Source organism: Amycolatopsis acidiphila, assembly GCF_021391495.1.
In the GTDB taxonomy this organism is placed as follows: Bacteria; Actinomycetota; Actinomycetes; order Mycobacteriales; family Pseudonocardiaceae; genus Amycolatopsis_E; species Amycolatopsis_E acidiphila.
This window is the reverse complement of sequence record NZ_CP090063.1, coordinates 2,479,682-2,500,644: the sequence shown is the minus strand read 5'-3', so window position 1 is coordinate 2,500,644 and position 20,963 is coordinate 2,479,682. Positions and strand designations below refer to the sequence as shown.

The window sequence follows — 20,963 nt, the reverse complement described above, 5'->3', positions numbered from 1 at the left end:
CGGTGCGACCGCTCAGCCTACCTGAGGGTGCCCGGTAGCCCTCAGGCCGTTTTCACTTGCCCTTCTTACTGCGTACCTTCTTCTCCCGCACCCGCACGTTGATCCGCACCGGGGTGCCCTCGAACCCGAAGCGCTCGCGGAACTTGCGCTCGATGAAACGGCGGTAGCCCGCCTCGAGGAACCCGGTCGTGAACAGCACCAGCGTCGGCGGCCGGATCGCCGCCTGGGTCGCGAACAACACCTTCGGCTGCTTGCCGCCGCGCACCGGCGGCGGGGTCGCCGCGATGAGCTCCGAGAGCCAGCCGTTGAGCTGGCCCGTCGACACCCGCCGGTCCCACGACTCGAGAGCCGTGCGCAGCGCGGGCGCGAGCTTGCGCACCGAGCGGCCGGTGAGCGCGGAGATGTTCACCTTCTGCGCCCACGGCACCCGGACCAGGCCGCGGTCGAGCTCCTTGTCCAGCTGGTAGCGGCGGTCCTCGTCGACGAGGTCCCACTTGTTGAACGCCAGTACGCACGCGCGGCCCGCTTCGACCACCATCGTCAGCACCCGCAGGTCCTGCTCCGAGAGCGGCTCGCTCGCGTCCAGCAGCACGATCGCCACCTCGGACGCGTCGATCGCGGCCTTGGTGCGCAGCGACGCGTAGTACTCGGTGCCGCTCGCGGTCTGCACGCGCTTGCGCAGGCCCGCGGTGTCGACGAACCGCCAGGTGTCGCCGTCCAGCTCGACGAGCGAGTCCACCGGGTCGACCGTGGTGCCGGCGACCGAGTCGACCACCGCGCGCTCCTCGCCGGTGAGCTTGTTGAGCAGGCTCGACTTGCCCACGTTGGGCTTGCCGACCAGCGCCACCCGGCGCGGCCCGGCGGCCCGCTCGCCGGTGTCGCGCGGCGCCTCGGGCAGGGCCCCGACGATCGCGTCGAGCAGGTCGCCGGAGCTGCGGCCGTGCAGCGCGCTGACGGCCATCGGCTCGCCGAGCCCGAGCGACCACAGCGACGCGACGTCGGCGATCAGGCGGTTGTCGTCGACCTTGTTCGCGGCCAGCAGCACCGGCCGCTTCGACCGGCGCAGCACGCGCGCGACCGCCTCGTCGGTGGTCGTCGCCCCGACCGAGGCGTCCACCACGAGCAGCACCGCGTCCGCGGTGGCCATCGCCATCTCGGCCTGTGCCGCGACCGCGCCCTGCAGGCCGCTGGCGCCGGGCTCCCAGCCACCGGTGTCGACCACGGTGAACCGCCGGCCGTTCCACATCGCGTCGTAGGCGATGCGGTCCCGGGTCACCCCCGGCACGTCCTGCACGACCGCCTCGCGGCGGCCGAGGATCCGGTTGACCAGGGTCGACTTGCCCACGTTCGGGCGGCCGACGACGGCGAGCACCGGCTGGTTCAGCGCGGCGTCGGCGTCCTCGGCCAGGCCTTCGACCTGCGCGTCGAGCGCGGCGAACTCGGCCTCGTCGGACCAGGAGCCGTCGGCCCCCTCTAGCTCTGTCATGACTTCGCTTTCTCTGTCTGCGCGCGCTGTTCGTCCAGCTCGCGCACGAGCGCGGCGAGTTCGCCGCGCAGTCTTTCGGTGGCTTCGGCCAGGCCGGCCCGTCCCTTGCCGACCCGCACCCGGAAGGGCTCGCCCACCAGCACGTCCACCCGCGGGCGGAACCGGCGCCCGCGGTCCGCCGGCCGTTTCGTGCCACGGACCGCGACCGGCAGGACCTGCGCATCCGTGCCGCGCAGCAGCCAGGCCGCGCCGCGTTCGGCCGTCGCCACGTCCCCGTCGCCGCGGGTGCCCTCGGGGAACACGCCCACGAGACCGCCCTCGCGCAGGATCTGCGCCGTGGTCAGCAGCGGCGCCCGGTCGGGCGCACCCCGGCGGACCGGCACCTGGCCGATCCGCCGGAGGAACCACCCCTGCGCCCCGGCGAACATCTCCTCCTTCACGAGGAACACCGAGCGCCGCGGCAGCATTCCGAAGATGAGCTGCGGTTCGACCATCGAGCTGTGGTTGGCGATGAGCACCACCGGCCCGCTGCGCGGCACCCGCTCCAGGCCCCGCACCCGCACCCGGAACGCCGGCCGGAACAGCACCCTGCCGATCAGCCGCCCGAAGTCGTGCAGCGGGCCGGACGCGCCTTCGGGCAGCCCGGCGGAACTCACCGGGTGACCTCGGCGGCGCAGTCGAGGAGCCCGCGGCGGCTCGCCAGCTCGCTCAGCGCGACGAGCACCTGGTCGATCTCCAGCTCGGAGGTGTCCAGGTGCACGGCGTCCGGCGCGGCGCGCAGCGGGGACGCGGCGCGGCTGGAGTCCAGCCGGTCGCGGCGGTCCACCGAGGCGAGCGCGTCGGCCTGCGTGCTCCGCCGCCCGGCGGCGTTGTCCTGCGCGCTGCGGCGCGCCGCCCGGATCTCCGGCGACGCGGTCAGGTAGACCTTCAGCGGGGAGTCGGGCGCGACGACGGTGCCGATGTCGCGGCCCTCGACGACGATACCGCCGACCTCGGCGAGCACCTCGTCGATGATGCGCCGCTGCCGCGCGACCAGCAGCTCCCGCACGGCGGGCACGGCCGACACCGGCGACACGGCGTGGTTGACCTCCGGGCCGCGGATCTCGGCGGACACATCCGCGCCCGCCAGCGTGACGGCGGGCCGGACGGGGGTGGTGCCGACGGTGAAGACGGCGTCCCGCGCGGTGGCGGCCACCGCGTCCGCGTCGGCCGGGTCGACGCCCGCGCGCAGCACGGCGAGCGTGACCACCCGGTACATCGCGCCGGTGTCGAGGTATCCGGCGCTCAGCCGCTCGGCGAGCTTGCGCGCGACCGTGGTCTTCCCGGTCCCGGAGGGGCCGTCCAGTGCGACCACGCCACGTAGGGCTCCCGCCACCGATGCTCTCCTTGCCGTACCGATTCCGTTGCTCCGCCGGGTCTCATTCTGCCTGGCAGGCGGCCGCGCGCCCGCACCGGGCCGAACCGGGCAAAACCGGTAGCGTGGGACGGGTGAACGTGGAAGTGACTCCCCTGCCCGGTATCGGGGTGCGCAAGGACTTCGCGATCCGCAACGGCCGGCGGGTCGGCGTGGTGACCCATCGCGACGGGCAGATCGAGCTGATCGTGTCCAAGTCCGACGATCCGGACGCCTGCCTGGCGTCGCTGCCGCTGAGCACCGACGAGGCGGGCGCGCTGGCGAACCTGCTGGGCGCACCGCAGCTGATCGCGCAGCTGACCGAGGAGCACCGCGAGGTGCCCGGCATCAACACCCGGCAGCTGCCGGTCAAGGCGAACGCGCCGTTCGACGGCCGCACGCTCGGCGACACCGCACTGCGCACGCGCACCGGGGTCTCGGTGGTCGCGGTGATGCGGGCCGGCCAGGTGCATCCCTCGCCCACGCCCGATTTCACGTTCACCGCCGGCGACCTGCTCGTCGCGGTGGGCACCTCCGAAGGCCTCGAGAACGCCCGGAAGATTCTGAAGAACGGGTAAATGGATCACACCGCGCTCTCTCTCATCGAACTCGGCGGCGTCTTCTTCGTCCTCGGCGTGCTCGGCAGGCTCGCCGGGCGGATCGGGATGTCGCCCATCCCGCTGTACCTGCTGGGCGGGCTCGCCTTCGGCCAGGGCGGGCTGATCCCGCTCCAGGACATCGGCGGCTTCACCCACCTCGCCGGCGAGATCGGCGTCGTGCTGCTGCTGTTGCTGCTGGGACTGGAGTACTCGGCGGCGGAGCTGTTCACCGGGCTGAAACGCTCGTGGGTGGCGGGCGTGCTCGACCTCGTGCTCAACGCGGCACCCGGCGCGGCCGTGGCGCTGCTGCTGGGCTGGGGCGTGGTCGGCGCGATGGTGCTGGCCGGCGTGACCTACATCTCCTCCTCCGGGATCATCGCGAAGGTGCTCGGCGACCTCGGCCGCCTCGGTAACCGGGAGACGCCGGTGGTGCTGTCGATCCTGGTGTTCGAGGACCTGGCGATGGCGCTGTACCTGCCGATCCTGACCGCCGTGCTGGGCGGGATCAGCTTCCTGGGCGGCCTGGAGGCCGTCGGCATCTCGCTCGCGGTGATCACCGTCGTGCTGGTGATCGCGCTGCGGTTCGGGCGCTACGTCTCGGCGATCGTGGACTCCGACGACCGTGAGGTGTTCCTGCTCAAGGTGCTGGGCGCGGCGCTGCTGGTGGCCGGGCTCGCCTCGGCGATGCAGGTCTCCGCGGCGGTGGGCGCGTTCCTGCTGGGCATCGCGATCTCCGGCTCGACGGCCGAGAACGCCACCCATCTGCTGGAGCCGCTGCGGGACCTGTTCGCGGCGGTGTTCTTCGTGGTGTTCGGGCTGAACACGAACCCGGCCTCGATCCCGCCGGTGCTGGGCTGGGCGGTGGCGCTCGCGGTGGTGACCACGGCGACGAAGGTGGGCACCGGCTGGTGGGCGGCGCGCCGGCAGGGGGTCGGCAAGCTCGGCCGGGCCCGCGCGGGCGCGGCACTGGTGGCGCGCGGAGAGTTCTCCATCGTGATCGCGGGCCTGGCGGTGACGGCGGGCGCGGTGACCGACGAGCTGGCGGCGCTGGCCACGGCGTACGTACTGTTGATGGCGATCCTCGGCCCGACGGCGGCGCGGATCGTCGAGCCCGTGGCCCGGGCCTTGCGGCGCAAGGCGACCCACACCGAGACGGCGACGGCGAACTAGACGCACCTTGCCCCTGGTGCTGATGGTGGTCAGTCGCCGGGGTGGATCACGATCTTCAGCTGCTCGGGGTCGGTCCGCGCGGCACGTAGCGCGTCGGCCGTGTGCTCGAGAGCGAAGGTGGCGGTGACGAGCTCGCCGAGGCGGACGGCGCCACCGGCCGCCAGCGCGATCGCGGGCGGAAACGCGTGGGCGTACCGGAAGACCGGGAGCAGGTCGATCTCCCGCCGCTGCAGCAGGGCCAGCGGCAGACCGTCCACTGTGGGCGGTGCCTGGCTGACCAACGCGGCGCGGCCGCCGTGGCGGACCGACTCCAGCCCGGACCAGAACGCCTGCCGGGCGCCGGAACACTCGATCAGCACGTCGACCGGGGCGATGTCCAGCTCCGGCGCGCGCACGGCGTGCAGGCCGAGCCCTGCGGCGACCGACAGCCGGAACGGGTTGACGTCGGTGATGGTGACCTCCGCCGCGCCCGCGGCCCGCGCCGCCTGCGCGACCAGCACGCCGATCGGGCCCGCGCCCAGGACCAGCACGCGCTCGCCGAGTGCGACGCGCGCCCGGCGCACCGCCCAGCACGCGACCGCGAGCGGTTCGATCACCGCGCCGGCGTCCGCGGGCATCCCGGCCGGGAGCTCGTGCGCGAACTCCTCCCGCACCACCAGCAACCCGGCGATCCCGCCGTCGGTCGGCGGCGAGCCCAGACAGGTCCCTTGTGGACAGACGTTGTACCGGCCTTCCCGGCAGGTACGGCATTTCCCACATGGGACGGCGGGTTCCACCGCCACTCTCGTACCGGTCCGCAGCGACCCGCCCTGGCCGGTCTCCCGCACCGTGCCGCTGATCTCGTGTCCCAGCACGGTCGGGCGGCGCAGCTCGTTCGCGCCGTTGTGGCCCGACTCGAAGTAGTGCAGGTCGGAACCGCACAGGCCGACGGCCTCGACCTCGATGAGCACCTCGTGCTCGCCCGGCTCGCGCACGGGCACGGTTTCGACGCGGATGTCGCCGGGCGCGTGCAGGACGGCCGCTCGGGTCTGCATGGCGCCTCCCTTCACACCTCGGCCGCGGCCTGCGCCGGGCCGTGCTCGCGCAGGATGTCGAGAAGCCGGCCGGTGCGGTCCAGGAAGTCCCCGCAGTCGGCGAGCTCGGGCGCGAAGACCTGGCCCTCGTCGAAGAGCGCGCCGACCAGCTCCCGCGCCGACCGCGCCCGCGCCACGAGGGGACGCAGGCGCTCCAGCGCCGGGTCGCGGATCTCCGTGCCGAGTTCGACGCAGCGGAGGTAGGCCGCCACGGTGAGCGCGAGGTGCCCGGCGACCCGGCCCTGTTTGTGGTGCCACAGCACCGGTTCGGTGATCCGCTGCGGCAGTTTGAGCGAACCGTCCGAGCCGACCTGGCTGGTGCGGTGCGCGAGCGCCGAGTTCGAGAACCGGCCGAACAGCTGCTCGACGTAGTCGTCCACGTCGATCGCCTCCGGCGGGGTGAACGTGGGCAAGTAGTCCTCGGCGATCACCCTTCGCGCGGCGCGCTCGACGAAGGGCCGCGCCACCGCGTCCGAGATGTAGTGCGCGCCCGAGAGCAGGCCCAGGTAGGCGATCAGCGAGTGGGTTCCGTTGAGCAGCCGCAGCTTCAGCAGCTCGTACGCGCCCACGTCGCCGGTGAAGATCGCGCCGCCGGCCTCCCAGCGCGGGCGGCCCCGCGCGAAGTCGTCCTCCAGCACCCACATGGTGAACGGCTCGGCCGGGACCGGCACCGCGTCCTCGACGCCCAGCCGCTCGGCGACGATCCGCCGCGTCTCGTCGGTGGTGGCGGGCACGATCCGGTCGACCATCGTGTTCGGGAACCGCACGTGCCGGTCGATCCAGTCCACCAGCTCGGGATCGGGCAGTGCCGCGGCGAACTCCCGCACGAGCTGGCGGGTGTGCCGCCCGTTTCCGGCGAGGTTGTCGCAGCTGACGATCGTGACGCCATGACCGTGCGTGCGGGCCCGCCGTTGCAGGCCACGGGTGAGCTGCCCGATCGGCGTGCGTGGCGGGACGTCCCGCAGGTCGTGCCGGACGGCAGCCGAGTCCAGGTCGAGCCCCAGGGTCTCCGGCGAGTACGAGTACCCGTGCTCGGTCACGGTGAGGGTGACGATCCGGGTGTCCGCGGCCGCGATCGCCGCCACCAGCGTCTCGGTCTCCTCGGCCGCGACCAGCACCCCGGTGTGCACCGCGGGGGACGAGATCTCCGCCCTGCCGGGCGAAAGCTCCACGACGTGGTAGCGCAGATCCTGGGCGCGCAGCGCGGAGACGACGGTCCGCGACGTGCTCGCGGCGGCCAGGATGCCCCAGTCGCCGGGCTCCTCGGCGAGCGCGGCCGCGGTGTAGACCGCCTGGTGCGCGCGGTGGAAGTTGCCCAGTCCCAGGTGGACGATTCCGGTCATGGTCCTCACCAGTCCTTCACGGTGCCGTCGGCGAGCCGGGCCACTGGCAGGTACGCCCGCTGGTACGGGTGGCGTGCGGCGAACTCCTCGTCCAGCTCGACGCCGAGCCCCGGCGCGTCGCCAGGATGCAGGTAGCCGTCCGAACAGGAGTACGCGTGGGGAAACGCTTCCTCGGTCAGCGCCGGGTAGCCCATGTACTCCTGGACGGCGAAGTTGTAGGTCGCCAGCCCGACGTGCAGCGAGGCGGCGAGGTTCACCGGCGAGACGTCCGAGGGCCCGTGCGGCGCGGCGGCCACCTGGTACAGCTCGGCGAGCTGGAAGATCTTGCGCACGTGGGAGATCCCGCCCGCGTGCACCACGCAGGTGCGGATGTAGTCGATGAGCCGCTCGGTGATGAGCTCGCGGCAGTCCCACACGGTGTTGAACACCTCGCCGATCGCGAGCGGCACCGTCGTGTGCCGGCGGACCTGCCGCAGCAGCTCCTGGTTCTCGGCGGGGGTCACGTCCTCCAGCCAGAACAGGTCGAGCCCCTCCAGCGCCTTGCCCAGCCCGGCCGCCTCGGTGGGCGTGAGCCGGTGGTGCACGTCGTGCAGCAGCTTCACCTCGGGACCGGTCATCGCCCGCACCTCGGCGAGCACGCCGGGGATGTGCCGCAGGTACCTGCCGGTGTCCCACAGCTCCTCGGCGGGACGCGCGCCGCGGCCCGCCGGTTCGTAGCCGGTTCCGCCACCGACGCCGTACACCGTGTCCAGGCCCGGGATCCCGCTCTGCACGCGGACCGCGCGGAAGCCGCGGTCGAGCTTCTCCCGAACGGCGTCGAGCAGCGCCGGGGTGTCCGCGCCGGTGGCGTGGGTGTAGGCGAGCACCTTGTCGCGCACGGCTCCGCCGAGCAGCTGGTACACCGGCAGCCCGGCGACCTTGCCCTTGATGTCCCACAACGCCATGTCGACCGCGCCGATCGCGGCCATCGTGATCGGGCCGCGCCGCCAGTACGCGCCGCGGTAGAGGTACTGCCAGGTGTCCTCGATCCGGTCGGCGTCGCGGCCGATCAGCAGCGGAACGACGTGTTCGGAGAGGTACGCGGCGACGGCCAGTTCGCGCCCGTTGACCGTCGCGTCGCCCCAGCCGACCACGCCGTCGGAGGTGACGAGCTTGAGCGTGACGAAGTTGCGGCCGGGGCTCGCCACGATCACGTCCGCCGTCTCGATCCGGCCGGTCATCCGCGCACCACCAGGTTCTCGCGCGCCTGGCCTTCGCCAGACGTCGAGCGCGGCGGCCGCGATCTCGCGGTCCCGCAAACTTCGTAGAGCGTCTGCTCGTCGCACAGCGGCCCGCGCCCGACGTTGACCAGCAGCGCGGAGGGCTTCATCGCGCGCAGCTCCGCCGCGCCGATCATGCCTTCGGTTTCGGGCAGCAGCGGCACGCCGACGATCCAGCCCAGGTTCCGGGTGTCCGCGCGAGCAGCTCCCGCAACGGCACGAGATCGGCGTCGGCCACCACGACCTTCATCGGTGAGTTTCCTTTCCGGCGCGGGTTCAGGCGGGACCGGTGGACCCGCGGACCTTCAGCTGCGTCTCGAGCCTGACCAGGGGCGGTTCGGCCTGGTGCCCGCCGAGCAGGCCCTGCATCACCTCGATGCTGACACGCCCGGCCCGGTCCATCGGCACGGAGATGGTGGTGCACGGGGGCACCGACATCGTGGCCATCGCGATGTCGTCGACGCCGATCACGCTGACGTCACCGGGAACCGTGACCCCCATCGCGGTCAGCTGCGCCATCGCGCCGAGCGCGACGAGGTCGTTGTAGGTGACCACGGCGGTGGCGCCGCAGGCGCGGATGCTCGCGGCGGCGGCGATCCCGCCGTCGTAGGTCGGGGACTGCGGGTTCAGCACCTCCAGCGCCAGACCCAGGCGGCCGGCGTGCTCGGTGATGAGGCGCAGGCGCTCGGAGTTGGACCAGGACAGCGGATGGCCCTGCACGTAGGCGAGCCTGCGGTGGCCGAGGGCGTGCAGGTGCTCGACGGCCTGGCGGATGCCGGTGGAGACGTCGACCAGGACCGACGGCAGTTGCGGGACCTCGCGATTGACCAGGACCACGCGCGTGCCGGCGTCGAGCGAGACCAGCTCGGCGAGGTCGAGCCGCGAGGAGCACAGCACGATCCCGTCGACCTGCGGCACAAGGCGTTCGACGAGCCGGCGTTCGAGCTCAGGACTTTCGTCGGTGTCGGCGAGCAGGACCGCCTGGCGCTGCTGCCATCCCTGGGCCTGCGCGGCCTTGACGAACGACGCGAACACCGGGTTCGCCACGTCGGGCACGACGAGCGCAATGCTCCCCCTGCGCCCGGTCGCGAGCGAGCGGGCCGCGTGGTTGGGCTGATACCCCAGCTCCCGCGCGGCGGCGACCACCCGGTCCACCGTCGCGGGCGAGAGCCGGCCGGGTTCGTTGAAGGCACGGGACGCCGTGGAGACCGACACCCCGGCCTGTTTCGCCACCGCTCCCAGCGTCGCTGTCATGGCCTCGCGCTCCTCGGCACCCGTCATCGGACAACATTGTGCAAACGCTTGCACAATGTTGTCAAGAATGTCCGCACGAGGCTGGAACGGCTCGGCCTACCCCGCCAGCGTGTCCAGGATCTGCTGCCCGTACTTGGCGAGCTTGCTCTCCCCCACCCCGCTGACGTTGCCCAGCGCGGCCAGCGTCGAGGGACGTTCGGTGGCGATCTGCCGCAGGGTCGCGTCGTGGAAGATGACGTACGCCGGGACGCCCTGGTCCTTCGCCGTGTCCGCGCGCCAAGCACGCAGCTTCTCGAACAGCGGCGCCGCCTCGGACGGCATCTCCACCGCGGCCTTCGCGCTCCGGCCCGCCCGCGCGGCGCGGGGCTCGCGCTTCGGCTCACGGCGGAAGCGGACCTCGCGCCGCCGCCCGAGCACCTCCCCGCTCGCCTCGGTCAGCACGAGCGTGCCGTAGTCGCCCTCGACCGCGAGCAGCCCCTGCGCCAGCAGCTGCCGCACGACGCCGCGCCATTCGCTCTCGGACAGCTCCGTGCCGATGCCGAACACGGTGAGCTCGTCGTGGTTGTGCTGGCCGACCTTCGGCGTCCGCTTGCCCAGCAGGATGTCGATGACCTGCCCCGCGCCGAACTTCTGCCGCCGCTCGCTCTGCAGTCTGTACACAGTGGACAGGAGCTTCTGCGCGGCGATGGTGCCGTCCCACGACTCCGGCGGGGTCAGGCAGGTGTCGCAGTTGCCGCACGGCTCGCCCTGCTGGCCGAAGTAGTTCAGCAGCTGCACGCGCCGGCACTCGACCGTCTCGCACAACGCCAGCATCGCGTCCAGGTGCGTCCCGAGCCGGCGCCGGTGCGCCGCGTCGCCCTCGGACGTGTCGATCATCTTGCGCTGCTGCACGACGTCCTGCAGCCCGTAGGCGAGCCAGGCTGTCGACGGCAGCCCGTCACGGCCCGCGCGGCCGGTCTCCTGGTAGTAGCCCTCGACCGACTTCGGCAGGTCCAGGTGCGCGACGAACCGGACGTCCGGCTTGTCGATGCCCATGCCGAACGCGATCGTCGCGACCACCACGAGCCCGTCCTCCCGCAGGAACCGCGCCTGGTTCGCCGCCCGCGTGCGCGAGTCCAGCCCCGCGTGGTAGGGCACCGCCGGAATCCCGTTCTGCACCAGGAACTCCGCGGTCTTCTCCACGGAGTTGCGCGACAGGCAGTAGACGATGCCCGCGTCCCCGGCGTGCTCGGTGCGCAGCAGGTCCAGCAGCTGCTTCTGCGGACTGTTCTTGGACACGATCCGGTACTGGATGTTCGGCCGGTCGAAGCTCGCGACGAAGTGCTTCGCCTCGCCCAGGTTCAGCCTCGTCGCGATCTCGGCGTGCGTCGCCGCGGTCGCGGTCGCGGTGAGCGCGATGCGCGGGACGTCCGGCCACCGCTCGTGCAGCTCCGACAGGCCCAGGTAGTCGGGCCGGAAGTCGTGCCCCCACTGGGACACGCAGTGCGCCTCGTCGATCGCGAACAACGCGACCTTCCCCCGGCCCAGCAGCGCGGCCGTGGACTCCAGCCGCAGCCGTTCCGGCGCGAGGTAGAGCAGGTCCAGCTCGTTCGCGAGATAGGCGGCCTCGACCTCGCGGCGCTGGTGGTGGTCCTGCGTGGAGTTGAGGAACCCGGCCCGCACGCCCAGCGCCCGCAGGGCGTCCACCTGGTCCTGCATCAGGGCGATGAGCGGCGAGATCACCACGCCGACGCCGTCGCGCACCAGCGAGGGGATCTGGTAGCACAGCGACTTGCCACCGCCGGTGGGCATCAGCACGAGCGCGTCGCCGCCGTCGACGACGTGGCTGATGATCGCCTCCTGCTCGCCCCGGAAGGAGTCGTAGCCGAAGACGCGCCGGAGCACGCCGAGTGCGTCGGAGACCGTTTCGGTGGAAGTCACCCGGCCAGGGTAGCGGCGGCCACCCTCACAGACCCACGGCGCGGTAAAGGCCGCCGACCTCTTCGCGGGTGAGCCTGCGCATGGTGCCCGGCTTGGGGTTGCCCAGCTGCACGTCGCCGACCGCGGTGCGGACGAGCTTGCGCACCGGGAAGCCGACCTCGGCCAGCAGCCTGCGCACGATGTGCTTGCGTCCTTCGTGCAGCACGATCTCGACCAGCGTCCGGCCCGCCTGCATGTCCTTGACCCGGAACGCGTCGACCTTGACCGGGCCGTCCTCGAGCTCGATGCCGGCCTTGAGCTGCTTGCCGAGCCCGCGCGGCACGAGCCCGTCCACCTCGGCGAGGTAGGTCTTGGGCACGTGGTAGGACGGGTGCATCAACCGGTGCGCGAGGTCGCCGTCGTTGGTGAACAACAACAGGCCCTCGGTCTCCGCGTCGAGGCGCCCGACGTGGAACAGCCGCTCCGCGCGGTTGCGCACGTAGTCCCCGACGCAGGGACGACCCTGGTCGTCGGTCATCGTGCTGTGCACGCCCTTGGGCTTGTTCAGCGCCAGGTAGACCAGGTCCTCGCGGAGGATCACGCGGGTGCCGTCGACGTGGATGACGGCGCTGTCCGGGTCGACCCGGTGGCCCTGCTCGCGCACGGTGCGGCCGTCCACGCTGACGCGGCCCTGCGCGATCAGCTCCTCGGCCGCGCGCCGCGACGCGATGCCCGCCTTGGCGAGCACCTTCTGCAGGCGGACACCCTCGGGTGCTTCATCAGATGTCATCGATCGCGTCCACTTCGGGTAGCAACGGGGCGATCGGGGGCAGGTCGTTCAACGACGGGAGCCCGAGCCGCTCTAGGAACAACTCCGTGGTGACATACAGGGTGCCACCGGTCTCCGGATCGGTGCCCGCCTCCTCGATGAGGCCGCGGGCCAGCAGCGTCCGGATGACGCCGTCCACGTTCACGCCGCGCACGGCCGCGACGCGGGACCGGGTGACGGGCTGGCGGTAGGCGATCACCGCCAGGGTTTCGAGTGCCGCGCGGGTGAGCTTGGACCGCTGGCCGTCGAGCAGCAGCTTCTCGACGAACGGGGCGTAGGTGTCGCGGGTGAAGAACCGCCAGCCCTCGCCGACCCGGCGCAGGTCGATGCCGCTGGCGCGCTCGGTGAACCGCTCGGCCATCGTGCGCAGCGCGCCGGTCACGCGTGCGGCCGGCTGGTCGACGGCCTCCGCGAGCGACTCCTCACTGGCCGGTGAGTCGACGACCAGCAGCAACGCCTCGAGCGCCGACTCCAGCGCGGCGTCCTCGGTGAGGTCCGGCAGCGACCGGTCCATGGCCACCAGCCCGGGGTCGTCCTCGTCGTCGCCCTGGTCGCCCTGGGCTTCGGCCCCGGGCGCGCTGTCGGGCGCCGGCTCGCTGTCCGCCGGGACCTCGGCCACCGCCTCCGCCACCGCCTCCGGCTCGGCCACCGCCTCGACCTCGCCAACCGCGTCCGACTCCGGCTCCGGCTCGGCCACCGGCTCGGGCTCGACGTCGACCGGCTCCGCCGCGCCGAGCGTGTCCAGGTCGACGACCGGTCGTTCCTCCTCGGGGTTCACCCGTACTCCTCTTCCTCGACGCGGGTCCGGTCCTGCTCGGCCTCCTCGGCGGCCTGCTCCGGCGATCCGCCGATCCACCGCACGTTCAGCGTGCCCAGCGCCTCGGCCTGTTCGAACTGGACGGTCGCCTCCCGGTAAAGCTCCAGCAGCGCCAGGAAGCGCGCCACGACCTCGATCGTGTGCTCGCAGTCCGACACCAGCTCCCCGAAGGTCGCCGTGCCCGCCTCCGCCAGCCGCACCCGCAACAACGCCGCGTGCTCCCGGACCGACACCCGGCCCATGTGCAGGTGGTCCAGCGACACCGTCGGCGGCGGCTTGGGCCGGAACACCGACAGTGCCACCTCCCGGAACTTCTCCGGGCTGACCCCCAGCATCACCTCCGGCAGCAGCCCGAGATACCGGTCCTCCAGCGCCACCGACCGCGGGTACCGCCGCAGCGCACCGGCTTCCAGCTCCGAGAACAGCTCGGCGACCTGCTTGTACGCCCGGTACTGCAGCACCCGGGCGAACAGCAGGTCACGCGCCTCCAGCAAGGCGAGGTCGTCCTCGTCCTCGACGTCCGCCGCGGGCAGCAGCCGCGCGGCCTTGAGGTCGAGCAGCGTCGCCGCGACCACCAGGAACTCGGTGGTCTCGTCCAGGTCCCACTCCGACCCCAGCGCCCGCGTGTAGGCGATGAAGTCGTCGGTCACCTGGTGCAGCGCGACCTCGGTGACGTCCAGCTGGTGCTGGGAGATCAGCTGCAGCAACAGGTCGAACGGGCCCTCGAAGTTCGACAGGCGCACCTTGAACTTCGCGGACGGGCCCTCCTCGGCCCCGGGCCCCGGCCCGGCAGCCGGGGCCGGTTCCGGAGTGCCGGTCACGACCCGGTGGCTTCTTCGGCGTCGTACTCGCGCTCGCGCAGCCGCTGGACCAGCACCGAGTCCGGCCCGTGCTGATCGAAGTCGGCGAGCAGGACCGCCACCGCCTCGCGCACCAGCCGGCCGCGGTCGATGACCAGGCCGTGCTGTGCGCGCAGCGCGAGGCGCGCCTGCTCCATCGCGACCAGCTCGTCGCCCGAGACGTAGACCGTGATCTTGGAGTCGTGCTTCTGCCTGCCGGAACCACGCCGGGTGTTGCCGCTGCGCTCCAGCTGCTCCCGCTGCTGTCCCTCGCCGGACGGGCGCGGTACCTCGACCGGGCGCGGCGCGACGGGCTCGAGGGCGGGACTGCTGGTCAGGCGGAAGAGTTCCGAGGCCCCGGGCAGGGAGGCTCGCCTGCTCACCGAGCGATCACCTCACGGGCCAGCGCGCGATACGCCATCGCGCCGGCGGACTTGGGTGCCCAGCGGGTGATCGGCTCCCCGGCCACGGTGGTCTCGGGGAACCGCACGGTGCGGTTGATCACCGTGTCGAACACGGTGTCACCGAACGCCTCGACCACGCGTGCCATGACCTCTCTCGAATGCAGGGTCCTGGGGTCGAACATGGTGGCCAGGATGCCGGTGATGTCCAATTTGGGGTTCAAGCGCTCGCGTACCTTCTCGATCGTGTCGATCAACAAAGCCACGCCACGCAGGCTGAAGAACTCGCACTCCAGCGGGATGACCACGCCGTCCGCGGCAGTGAGCGCGTTCACCGTGAGCAACCCGAGCGATGGCTGGCAGTCGACCAGAACATAGTCGTAGCCGCTGAGCACCGGTTGCAGTACCCGGAGCAACGTGTGCTCGCGGCCGACCTCGGCCACCAGCTGCACCTCGGCGGCGGACAGGTCGATGTTGCTCGGCAGCAGGTCCATGCCCTCGACCCGGGTCTTGCGCAGCACGTTGTCCGCCGTGACGGCCCGTTCCATGATCGCGTTGTAGACCGTCTGGTCCAGTTCGTGCGGCTGCACGCCGAGGCCCACCGACAGCGCGCCCTGCGGGTCGAAGTCGACCAGCAGCACGCGGCGGCCGTACTCGGCCAGCGCAGCACCCAGGTTGATCGTCGAGGTGGTCTTGCCGACGCCGCCCTTCTGGTTGCACATCGCGAGCACGGTCGCGGGACCGTGTTTGTCGAGCAGGGGCGGGTCCGGTATCTCCCGCCACGGCCTGCCGGTGGGGCCCAACTGGGGCTTCCCGTTCACCTTGCCGGGCTGCACGGCCGTGTCCACAGCCTCGGGTTCTCCCTCTGTCGCGATGGTCAGCTGAAGGTTCGCGGCGGCCGACATGGCCGCGGCCGATCTGGCCGGAGGCTGCTCTGTCGACATGGCGCGAAAACTCCTCGTTCGACGGGTCTGCCGAAGCCTATTGCGCTCCGCGATTGTCGCCAAAGCGGCTCGCCGGTATTCGGCCGGATCAACCCAGCGCCCGAGGATGGGCCGTAGCATATATCTCACGGAGAGTGTTCACCGTGACGAGGGTGTACACCTGCGTCGTGGTCACCGAAGCGTGTCCCAACAGCTCCTGCACCACCCGGACATCGGCGCCCCCTTCAAGCAGATGGGTGGCGAAGGAGTGACGCAGCGTGTGTGGTGACACGCTGGCGGAGATTCCGGCTCGTTCGGCGCTCGTCTTCAACACCTGCCACGCGCTCTGCCGCGACAGCCGGGTGCCGCGTGCGTTGAGGAACACCGCCGCGGTTCCCCGGCCCCGGGACGCGAGCACCGGCCGCGCCCGCACCAGGTACGCCTCCAGCGCCGCCACGGCCGGTTTGCCGATCGGCACCAGCCGCTGCTTGCCGCCCTTGCCGTCGAGCAGCACCGTCCGCTCGCCGCGGTCGACGTCGTCGAGGTCGAGCCCGACGGCCTCGGAGATCCGGGCGCCGGTGGAGTACAGCAGTTCCAGCAGGGCCCGGTCGCGCAGCGGCCGCTCCCCCTCGGTGGCCGGCACGTCCAGCAGCCGCAGCACGTCGTCCACCGGCAACGCCTTGGGCAGCCGCTTCGCCGCGGCGGGCGGGCGGACCTCGCGCGCCGGGTCGTCCTCGGTGATGCCGTCAATGTGTGCGAACCGGTGCAGCCCGCGGACGGCGACCAGCGCGCGGGCGGCTGAGGACGCGGCGAGCGGGGGATGCTCGTCGTCGCCTTCGCGTAGCGCGGCGCCGAAGCCGGTGACGTCCGCCTCGCGGATCTTCCCGAAGTCGGTGACCCCCGCGTGTCCGAGATGGGCGGCGTAGCGGCGGAGGTCCCGCGAGTAGCTCTCGAGGGTGTTGCGGGCGGTTCCCCGTTCGACCGCCAGGTGATCGAGATAGGCCGCGATCACCTGCGCCACCGGAGTACCGCCCGCGTTCGCCACGGGCGACACCCTAACCCCGGGCAGAACCCGCTAGCGAGAGCGCTTCGCGAAGGTGCGCGGGCGGTCGCGCCACTCGGCGTCCGCGGGCCGGGTCTCGGCCGCCCCGGTGAGCACGGCGTGGGCGGCGAGCACCCCGGCGACCGTGGCGCCGTTGACCAGCTCCCCGGCGAGTGCCATCCGGACTGCCTCGGCGAGCGGGACCTTGTGCACGACGAGGTCGGCCTCCTCGTCGTCGTGCCCCAGCGCCTCGCGGTCCACTTCGGACACCTCACGGGCGAGGAACACGCGCACCACCTCGTCGGTGAACCCGGGCGAGGCCGCGACGTCGACGAGCGTCTCCCACCGGTTCGCGGTGACCCCGGCCTCCTCGACCAGCTCCCGGCGCGCCGCGTCGACCGGCAGCTCGTCGGCCTCGTCGAGCAGCCCGGCAGGCAGCTCCCAGATCCGGCGGCCCAGCGGGTGCCGGTACTGGTGGATCAGCGTGACCGCGCCGTCGTCGTCGACGGCCGCGATCGCGACCGCGCCGAGGTGCTCGACCACCTCGCGCTTGGCGACCGAGCCGCCGGGCATCCGGACGTCGTCGACGCGCAGGCCGACGACGTGTCCGATGTGGACGTCCTTCGACGACACCACCTCGAACTCGTGCTCCCCCGGCGCCATCAGCGCACCCCCGAGGGCTCGGGCAGCTCGACCGGCAGCCGGTCGGCGGTGCGGTACTTGACCGCGGCCTTGACGAACGCGTCGAACAGCGGGTGCGGCCGGGTGGGGCGGCTCTTGAGCTCGGGGTGCGCCTGGGTGCCGACGAAGAACGGGTGCACGTCCTCGGGCAGCTCGACGAACTCCACCAGCCGGTCGTCGGGCGAGGTCCCGGAGAACACCAGGCCCGCGGCCGCGAGCTGCTCGCGGTAGAAGTTGTTGACCTCGTAGCGGTGCCGGTGCCGCTCGGACACGTCGGTGGTGCCGTAGGCCTTGGCCACCTGCGAGCCGGGCTTGAGCTTCGCCGGGTACGCGCCGAGGCGCATGGTGCCGCCCATGTCGCGCTCGCCGGCGATGACGTCCTTCTGGTCGGCCATCGTGGAGATCACCGCGTGCTTGGTGGCGTCGTCGAACTCCGCGGAGTTGGCGTCCTCGATCCCGGCCAGGTTGCGCGCCGCCTCGATGACCATGCACTGCAGACCCAGGCACAGCCCGAGCACGGGGATGCCACGGGTGCGGGCGTAGGTGATGGCGCCGAGCTTGCCCTCGATGCCGCGCACGCCGAACCCGCCGGGCACCAGCACACCGTCCACACCGGACAGTGCCTGCGCGGCGCCCGCCGGGGTGGTGGCGCGGTCGGAGGCGACCCAGACGATCTCCACCTTGGCGTGGTGGGCGAACCCGCCCGCGCGCAGCGCCTCGGTGACCGACAGGTACGCGTCGGGCAGGTCGATGTACTTGCCCACCAACGCGATCCGGACGGTCTCGGCCGGGTTGTGCACGCGGTCGAGCAGGTCGCCCCACACCGTCCAGTCGACGTCGCGGAAGGGCAGGTCCAGCCGCCGCACGACGTAGGCGTCGAGGGCTTCGCGGTGCAGCACCTTCGGGATGTCGTAGATCGACGACGCGTCCGGGCAGGCGACGACGGCCTCGGTGTCCACGTCGCACATCAGCCCGATCTTGCGCTTGAGGTCGTCGGGCAGGTCCCGGTCGGCCCGGCACACCAGCGCGTCGGGCTGGATGCCGATGTTGCGCAGGGCGGCCACGGAGTGCTGCGTGGGCTTGGTCTTCAGCTCGCCCGACGGCGCGAGGTAGGGCACCAGCGACACGTGCAGGAAGAAGCAGTTGTCGCGGCCGATCTCGTGCCGCACCTGGCGGCAGGCCTCGAGGAACGGCAGGGACTCGATGTCACCGACCGTGCCGCCGACCTCCGTGATGACGACGTCGGGACGCAGGTCGGTCCCGTCGGAGGAGGCGACGGCCATGATGCGCCGCTTGATCTCGTCGGTGATGTGCGGGATGACCTGGACGGTGTCGCCGAGGTACTCGCCGCGCCGCTCCTTGGCGATGACCTCGGAGTAGACCTGACCGGTGGTGACGTTGGCCGAGCCGGTGAGGTCGCGGTCGAGGAACCGCTCGTAGTGCCCGATGTCGAGGTCGGTCTCGGCTCCGTCCTCGGTCACGAAGACCTCGCCGTGCTGGAAGGGGTTCATGGTGCCCGGGTCCACGTTGAGATACGGGTCGAGCTTCTGCATCGTGACCCGGAGACCACGCGCGGTAAGGAGCTGACCCAGGCTCGAGGCCGTGAGTCCCTTACCCAATGAGGAGGCGACGCCTCCGGTGACAAAGACGTACTTGGCTGTCCGCGGCTGAAGTCCCACGGGCTTCCACCTTATCGCACGGGGACCCGGACGCGTCCGGGCCACGCCGACATAGTTCGATGTCACCAGCACCAATGCCCGAGGAGAAGAGGCAGTCGTGTCGGGAAACACAGCGAGCACCTGGTCCGCCCCCACCGCTTCCGGCCCGCTGGACGCGAGTGTGCGCGTCCCGGGTTCGAAGTCGATCACGAACCGCGCCTTCGTGCTCGCCGCGCTGTCGGACGGCCCGGTGCTGGTCCGCAAGCCGCTCGACTCGCGCGACGCGCGGCTGATGACCGGCGCGCTGTCGGCGCTGGGCGGTTCCGCCGAGGCGCGTGGCGAGGACGTGCTCGTCCGCCCGCTCGCGCCCGAGGGCACCGAGCCGGTCTCGGTGGCGCTGGGCAACGCGGGCACGGTCGCGCGGTTCACCCCCGCGCTGGCGGGCCTGGGCTCGCGCCCGGTGCTGTTCGACGGCGACGAGGCGATCCGCCGCCGGCCGGTCGCGCCGCTGCTGCGTGCGCTGGCGGAGCTGGGCCTGGACATCGAGGACGAGGGCCGTGGCGCGCCGCCGTTCACGGTGCTCGGGCACGGCGGGATCGCCGGCGGGAAGGTCGAGCTGGACTCGAGCGCGTCGAGCCAGTTCCTGTCCGCGTTGCTGCTCGCGGGCCCGTCGTTCACCTCCGGGGTCACGGTGCGCCTGGTCGGCGGCGCCCCGCCGAGCGAGCCGCACATCGCGATGACGCTGGACCTGCTGCGCCGGTTCGGCGCGGCGCCCGAACGGTCCGGCAAGGAGTTCCACGTCCCGGCCACGCGGCTGAGCTGCCCGGACTACGCCGTCGAGCCGGACCTGTCGACGGCCGCGCCGTTCGCCGCCGCAGCGGCGGTCACCGGCGGCAGCGTCCGCATCGAGGGCTGGCCCGAACGCACCACGCAGCCCGGCGACTGGCTGCGCAGCCTGCTCGCCGAGCTCGGTCAGCGTGCCGAGCTCGACGACACCGGCCTCACCGTCACCGGGACCGGTGAGATCTCCGGGGCACGGCTGGACCTGCACGAGGTGGGCGAGCTGACTCCCGTCGTCGCGGCCCTGCTGTGCTTCGCCGACGGCCCCTCGGTCATCTCGGGGGTGGCGCACCTGCGTGGGCACGAAACCGACCGGCTCGCCGCGCTCGCGACGGAGCTGTCGGCGCTGGGCGCCGGGGTGACCGAGACCGAGGACGGCCTGGCGATCACCCCGGCTCCGCTGCGCGGCGGGGTGTTCCACACCTACGAGGACCACCGGCTGGTGATGGCCGCTGCGGTGCTGGGCCTGCGCGTACCCGGCGTCGAGGTGGAGAACCCGGCAACGGTCGGCAAGACCTTCCCCGGCTTCACGCGGGCGTGGCAGGCGATGCTGGGCTGATCAGCCCACGGCATCGGCGAGGCGGTCGACCTGGTCGGCGTCGGGCGACCAGCAGTAGAGGATGACCTCGTCGGCGCCGAGGGCGGTGAACGCCTCGACAGCCTCCCGCACGGCCGAGGGCGTGGTGAGCATACGCTCGGCGTTCTGCGTGGCCAGGTCCCCGGCGAACCCGTAGTAGGCCAGCAGCGCCGCCCTCGCTTCGTCCACAGTGGACTCCGGGCCGAGCGCGACGTTGACCTGCGCGACCATCCGGGGCCTGCCCACGCGCCCGGCACGCGACCAGGAGGCCTCGACGGACGCGAAGAGCCGCCCGGCGAAGCTCAGCGGTGCGGCGCACAGGAACCCGTCGCCCCAGCGGGCGACGCGTTCGAGCGCCGGTTCGGCGAAGGCGCCGAAGACCACTTCGGGCCCGCCTTCGCGGGCGGGCGCCGGGCCCACAGAACTCCCGGCCCAGATGTCGCGCATGATCTTCATCTGCTCGTCGAGCCGACGGCCGCGGGCGCGCAGGTCGGCGCCGACGAGCTCGAACTCGTCCGCGCGACCGCCGACACCGAGGCCGAGGGTGAACCGCCCGCCGGACAACCGGTCGAGCGTGGCGGCCTGCTTCGCCAGCAGTGTGGGCTCGCGCAGCGGCGCGAGCAGGACCTCGGTCTGCAGCCGGATGCGGGTGGTGGCGCCGGCGAGCGCGGCGAGGGTGACCAGGGGTTCGGGGTTGTGCCAGGTCAGCCTGTCGAGCAGGCCGAGGGTGGTGAACGGGCCGTCGTCGGCGCGGCGTCCCCAGTCGGGCAGCGCTTCGGGGCGGGCGATGGGCAGGCCCAGGCCTACGGACATGATGAGCTCCTCTCAAGGCAGGGTCGGTTGGCGTGCCGCCCCTCCTTGTTCCGCGTTCCACGGAAAT

Annotated in this window: 21 protein-coding genes; 3 read left to right on the top strand and 18 right to left on the bottom strand. The window is 72.2% G+C overall.

The genetic code is table 11. The annotated features are described in order from the left end of the window. Positions 1 to 52: 52 nt before the first annotated feature. The 3 genes from der to cmk are packed head-to-tail and all read right to left on the bottom strand — an operon-like array spanning position 53 to position 2,840. Entirely contained in the window at positions 53 to 1,486 is a 1,434-nt protein-coding gene (gene der, locus LWP59_RS12160) for a ribosome biogenesis GTPase Der (protein WP_144642304.1), read from the bottom strand. After that, complete coding sequence (locus LWP59_RS12155) at positions 1,483 to 2,142, bottom strand: lysophospholipid acyltransferase family protein (RefSeq protein WP_144642305.1); 660 nt, start codon at positions 2,140 to 2,142, stop codon at positions 1,483 to 1,485. Before LWP59_RS12155 ends, der begins: the two co-directional genes overlap by 4 nt. Further along, positions 2,139 to 2,840 carry a (d)CMP kinase gene (cmk, locus tag LWP59_RS12150; RefSeq protein ID WP_144642329.1) on the bottom strand — a complete coding sequence of 234 codons (702 nt, stop codon included), beginning with the start codon at positions 2,838 to 2,840 and terminating at the stop codon, positions 2,139 to 2,141. The genes LWP59_RS12155 and cmk overlap by 4 nt, the downstream gene beginning before the upstream one ends. A 134-nt stretch (positions 2,841 to 2,974) precedes the next feature. Here cmk and LWP59_RS12145 point away from each other — a divergent pair, with 134 nt between their 5' ends. Together LWP59_RS12145 and LWP59_RS12140 are read left to right on the top strand one after the other, a co-directional pair. Continuing rightward, a complete protein-coding gene (locus LWP59_RS12145; RefSeq protein ID WP_144642306.1) occupies positions 2,975 to 3,457 on the top strand; it encodes a cation:proton antiporter regulatory subunit in 483 nt (160 codons plus the stop codon). Beyond that, on the top strand, positions 3,458 to 4,648 hold the full coding sequence (locus tag LWP59_RS12140) for a cation:proton antiporter (protein WP_144642307.1): 1,191 nt from the start codon (positions 3,458 to 3,460) through the stop codon (positions 4,646 to 4,648). It abuts the gene before it with no gap. Between the two features lie 29 nt (positions 4,649 to 4,677). Here LWP59_RS12140 and LWP59_RS12135 read toward each other — a convergent pair whose 3' ends face one another. The 14 genes from LWP59_RS12135 to LWP59_RS12070 all read right to left on the bottom strand — a co-directional run bounded on the left by LWP59_RS12135 (position 4,678) and on the right by LWP59_RS12070 (position 18,687). After that, the gene (locus LWP59_RS12135) at positions 4,678 to 5,682 is read right to left on the bottom strand and encodes an alcohol dehydrogenase catalytic domain-containing protein (protein ID WP_144642308.1); all 1,005 of its coding nucleotides are present in this window, start codon (positions 5,680 to 5,682) and stop codon (positions 4,678 to 4,680) included. Positions 5,683 to 5,693: 11 nt separating this feature from the next. Beyond that, positions 5,694 to 7,064 carry a mannitol dehydrogenase family protein gene (locus tag LWP59_RS12130; RefSeq protein ID WP_144642309.1) on the bottom strand — a complete coding sequence of 457 codons (1,371 nt, stop codon included), beginning with the start codon at positions 7,062 to 7,064 and terminating at the stop codon, positions 5,694 to 5,696. A 5-nt stretch (positions 7,065 to 7,069) separates the two neighbouring features. After that, entirely contained in the window at positions 7,070 to 8,284 is a 1,215-nt protein-coding gene (gene manD / locus LWP59_RS12125; RefSeq protein ID WP_144642310.1) for a D-mannonate dehydratase ManD, read from the bottom strand. Next, positions 8,281 to 8,487 carry an NAD(P)-dependent oxidoreductase gene (locus LWP59_RS12120; RefSeq protein WP_373300056.1) on the bottom strand — a complete coding sequence of 69 codons (207 nt, stop codon included), beginning with the start codon at positions 8,485 to 8,487 and terminating at the stop codon, positions 8,281 to 8,283. Before LWP59_RS12120 ends, manD begins: the two co-directional genes overlap by 4 nt. 112 nt (positions 8,488 to 8,599) lie before the next feature. Continuing rightward, the gene (locus tag LWP59_RS12115; protein ID WP_229858531.1) at positions 8,600 to 9,604 is read right to left on the bottom strand and encodes a LacI family DNA-binding transcriptional regulator; all 1,005 of its coding nucleotides are present in this window, start codon (positions 9,602 to 9,604) and stop codon (positions 8,600 to 8,602) included. A 69-nt stretch (positions 9,605 to 9,673) separates the two neighbouring features. Further along, a complete protein-coding gene (gene recQ, locus LWP59_RS12110) occupies positions 9,674 to 11,497 on the bottom strand; it encodes a DNA helicase RecQ (RefSeq protein ID WP_144642311.1) in 1,824 nt (607 codons plus the stop codon). Between the two features lie 25 nt (positions 11,498 to 11,522). Beyond that, positions 11,523 to 12,266: a pseudouridine synthase gene (locus LWP59_RS12105; protein WP_144642312.1), complete on the bottom strand. Its 744-nt coding sequence runs from the start codon at positions 12,264 to 12,266 to the stop codon at positions 11,523 to 11,525. Then, on the bottom strand, positions 12,256 to 13,083 hold the full coding sequence (gene scpB, locus LWP59_RS12100) for an SMC-Scp complex subunit ScpB (RefSeq protein ID WP_144642313.1): 828 nt from the start codon (positions 13,081 to 13,083) through the stop codon (positions 12,256 to 12,258). Before scpB ends, LWP59_RS12105 begins: the two co-directional genes overlap by 11 nt. After that, on the bottom strand, positions 13,080 to 13,943 hold the full coding sequence (locus LWP59_RS12095) for a segregation and condensation protein A (protein WP_144642314.1): 864 nt from the start codon (positions 13,941 to 13,943) through the stop codon (positions 13,080 to 13,082). Before LWP59_RS12095 ends, scpB begins: the two co-directional genes overlap by 4 nt. Beyond that, on the bottom strand, positions 13,940 to 14,344 hold the full coding sequence (locus LWP59_RS12090) for a cobyrinic acid a,c-diamide synthase (protein ID WP_144642315.1): 405 nt from the start codon (positions 14,342 to 14,344) through the stop codon (positions 13,940 to 13,942). The genes LWP59_RS12095 and LWP59_RS12090 overlap by 4 nt, the downstream gene beginning before the upstream one ends. Continuing rightward, entirely contained in the window at positions 14,341 to 15,306 is a 966-nt protein-coding gene (locus LWP59_RS12085; protein WP_144642316.1) for a ParA family protein, read from the bottom strand. The genes LWP59_RS12090 and LWP59_RS12085 overlap by 4 nt, the downstream gene beginning before the upstream one ends. A gap of 88 nt (positions 15,307 to 15,394) precedes the next feature. Further along, positions 15,395 to 16,297: a site-specific tyrosine recombinase XerD gene (gene xerD, locus LWP59_RS12080; RefSeq protein ID WP_144642332.1), complete on the bottom strand. Its 903-nt coding sequence runs from the start codon at positions 16,295 to 16,297 to the stop codon at positions 15,395 to 15,397. A gap of 63 nt (positions 16,298 to 16,360) precedes the next feature. After that, positions 16,361 to 16,993 (bottom strand): NUDIX domain-containing protein, encoded by a 633-nt coding sequence (locus tag LWP59_RS12075; RefSeq protein WP_144642333.1) that lies wholly within the window; start codon positions 16,991 to 16,993, stop codon positions 16,361 to 16,363. Then, entirely contained in the window at positions 16,990 to 18,687 is a 1,698-nt protein-coding gene (locus tag LWP59_RS12070) for a CTP synthase (protein WP_144642317.1), read from the bottom strand. Before LWP59_RS12070 ends, LWP59_RS12075 begins: the two co-directional genes overlap by 4 nt. Positions 18,688 to 18,784: 97 nt before the next feature. Between LWP59_RS12070 and aroA the strand changes: the two genes are divergently transcribed. After that, on the top strand, positions 18,785 to 20,065 hold the full coding sequence (gene aroA, locus LWP59_RS12065) for a 3-phosphoshikimate 1-carboxyvinyltransferase (RefSeq protein WP_144642318.1): 1,281 nt from the start codon (positions 18,785 to 18,787) through the stop codon (positions 20,063 to 20,065). Here the strand turns inward: aroA and LWP59_RS12060 are convergent, their stop codons facing one another. Next, positions 20,066 to 20,896, bottom strand: a complete 831-nt coding sequence (locus tag LWP59_RS12060; protein ID WP_144642319.1) for an LLM class flavin-dependent oxidoreductase — start codon at positions 20,894 to 20,896, stop codon at positions 20,066 to 20,068. Between the last annotated feature and the right edge of the window lie 67 nt (positions 20,897 to 20,963).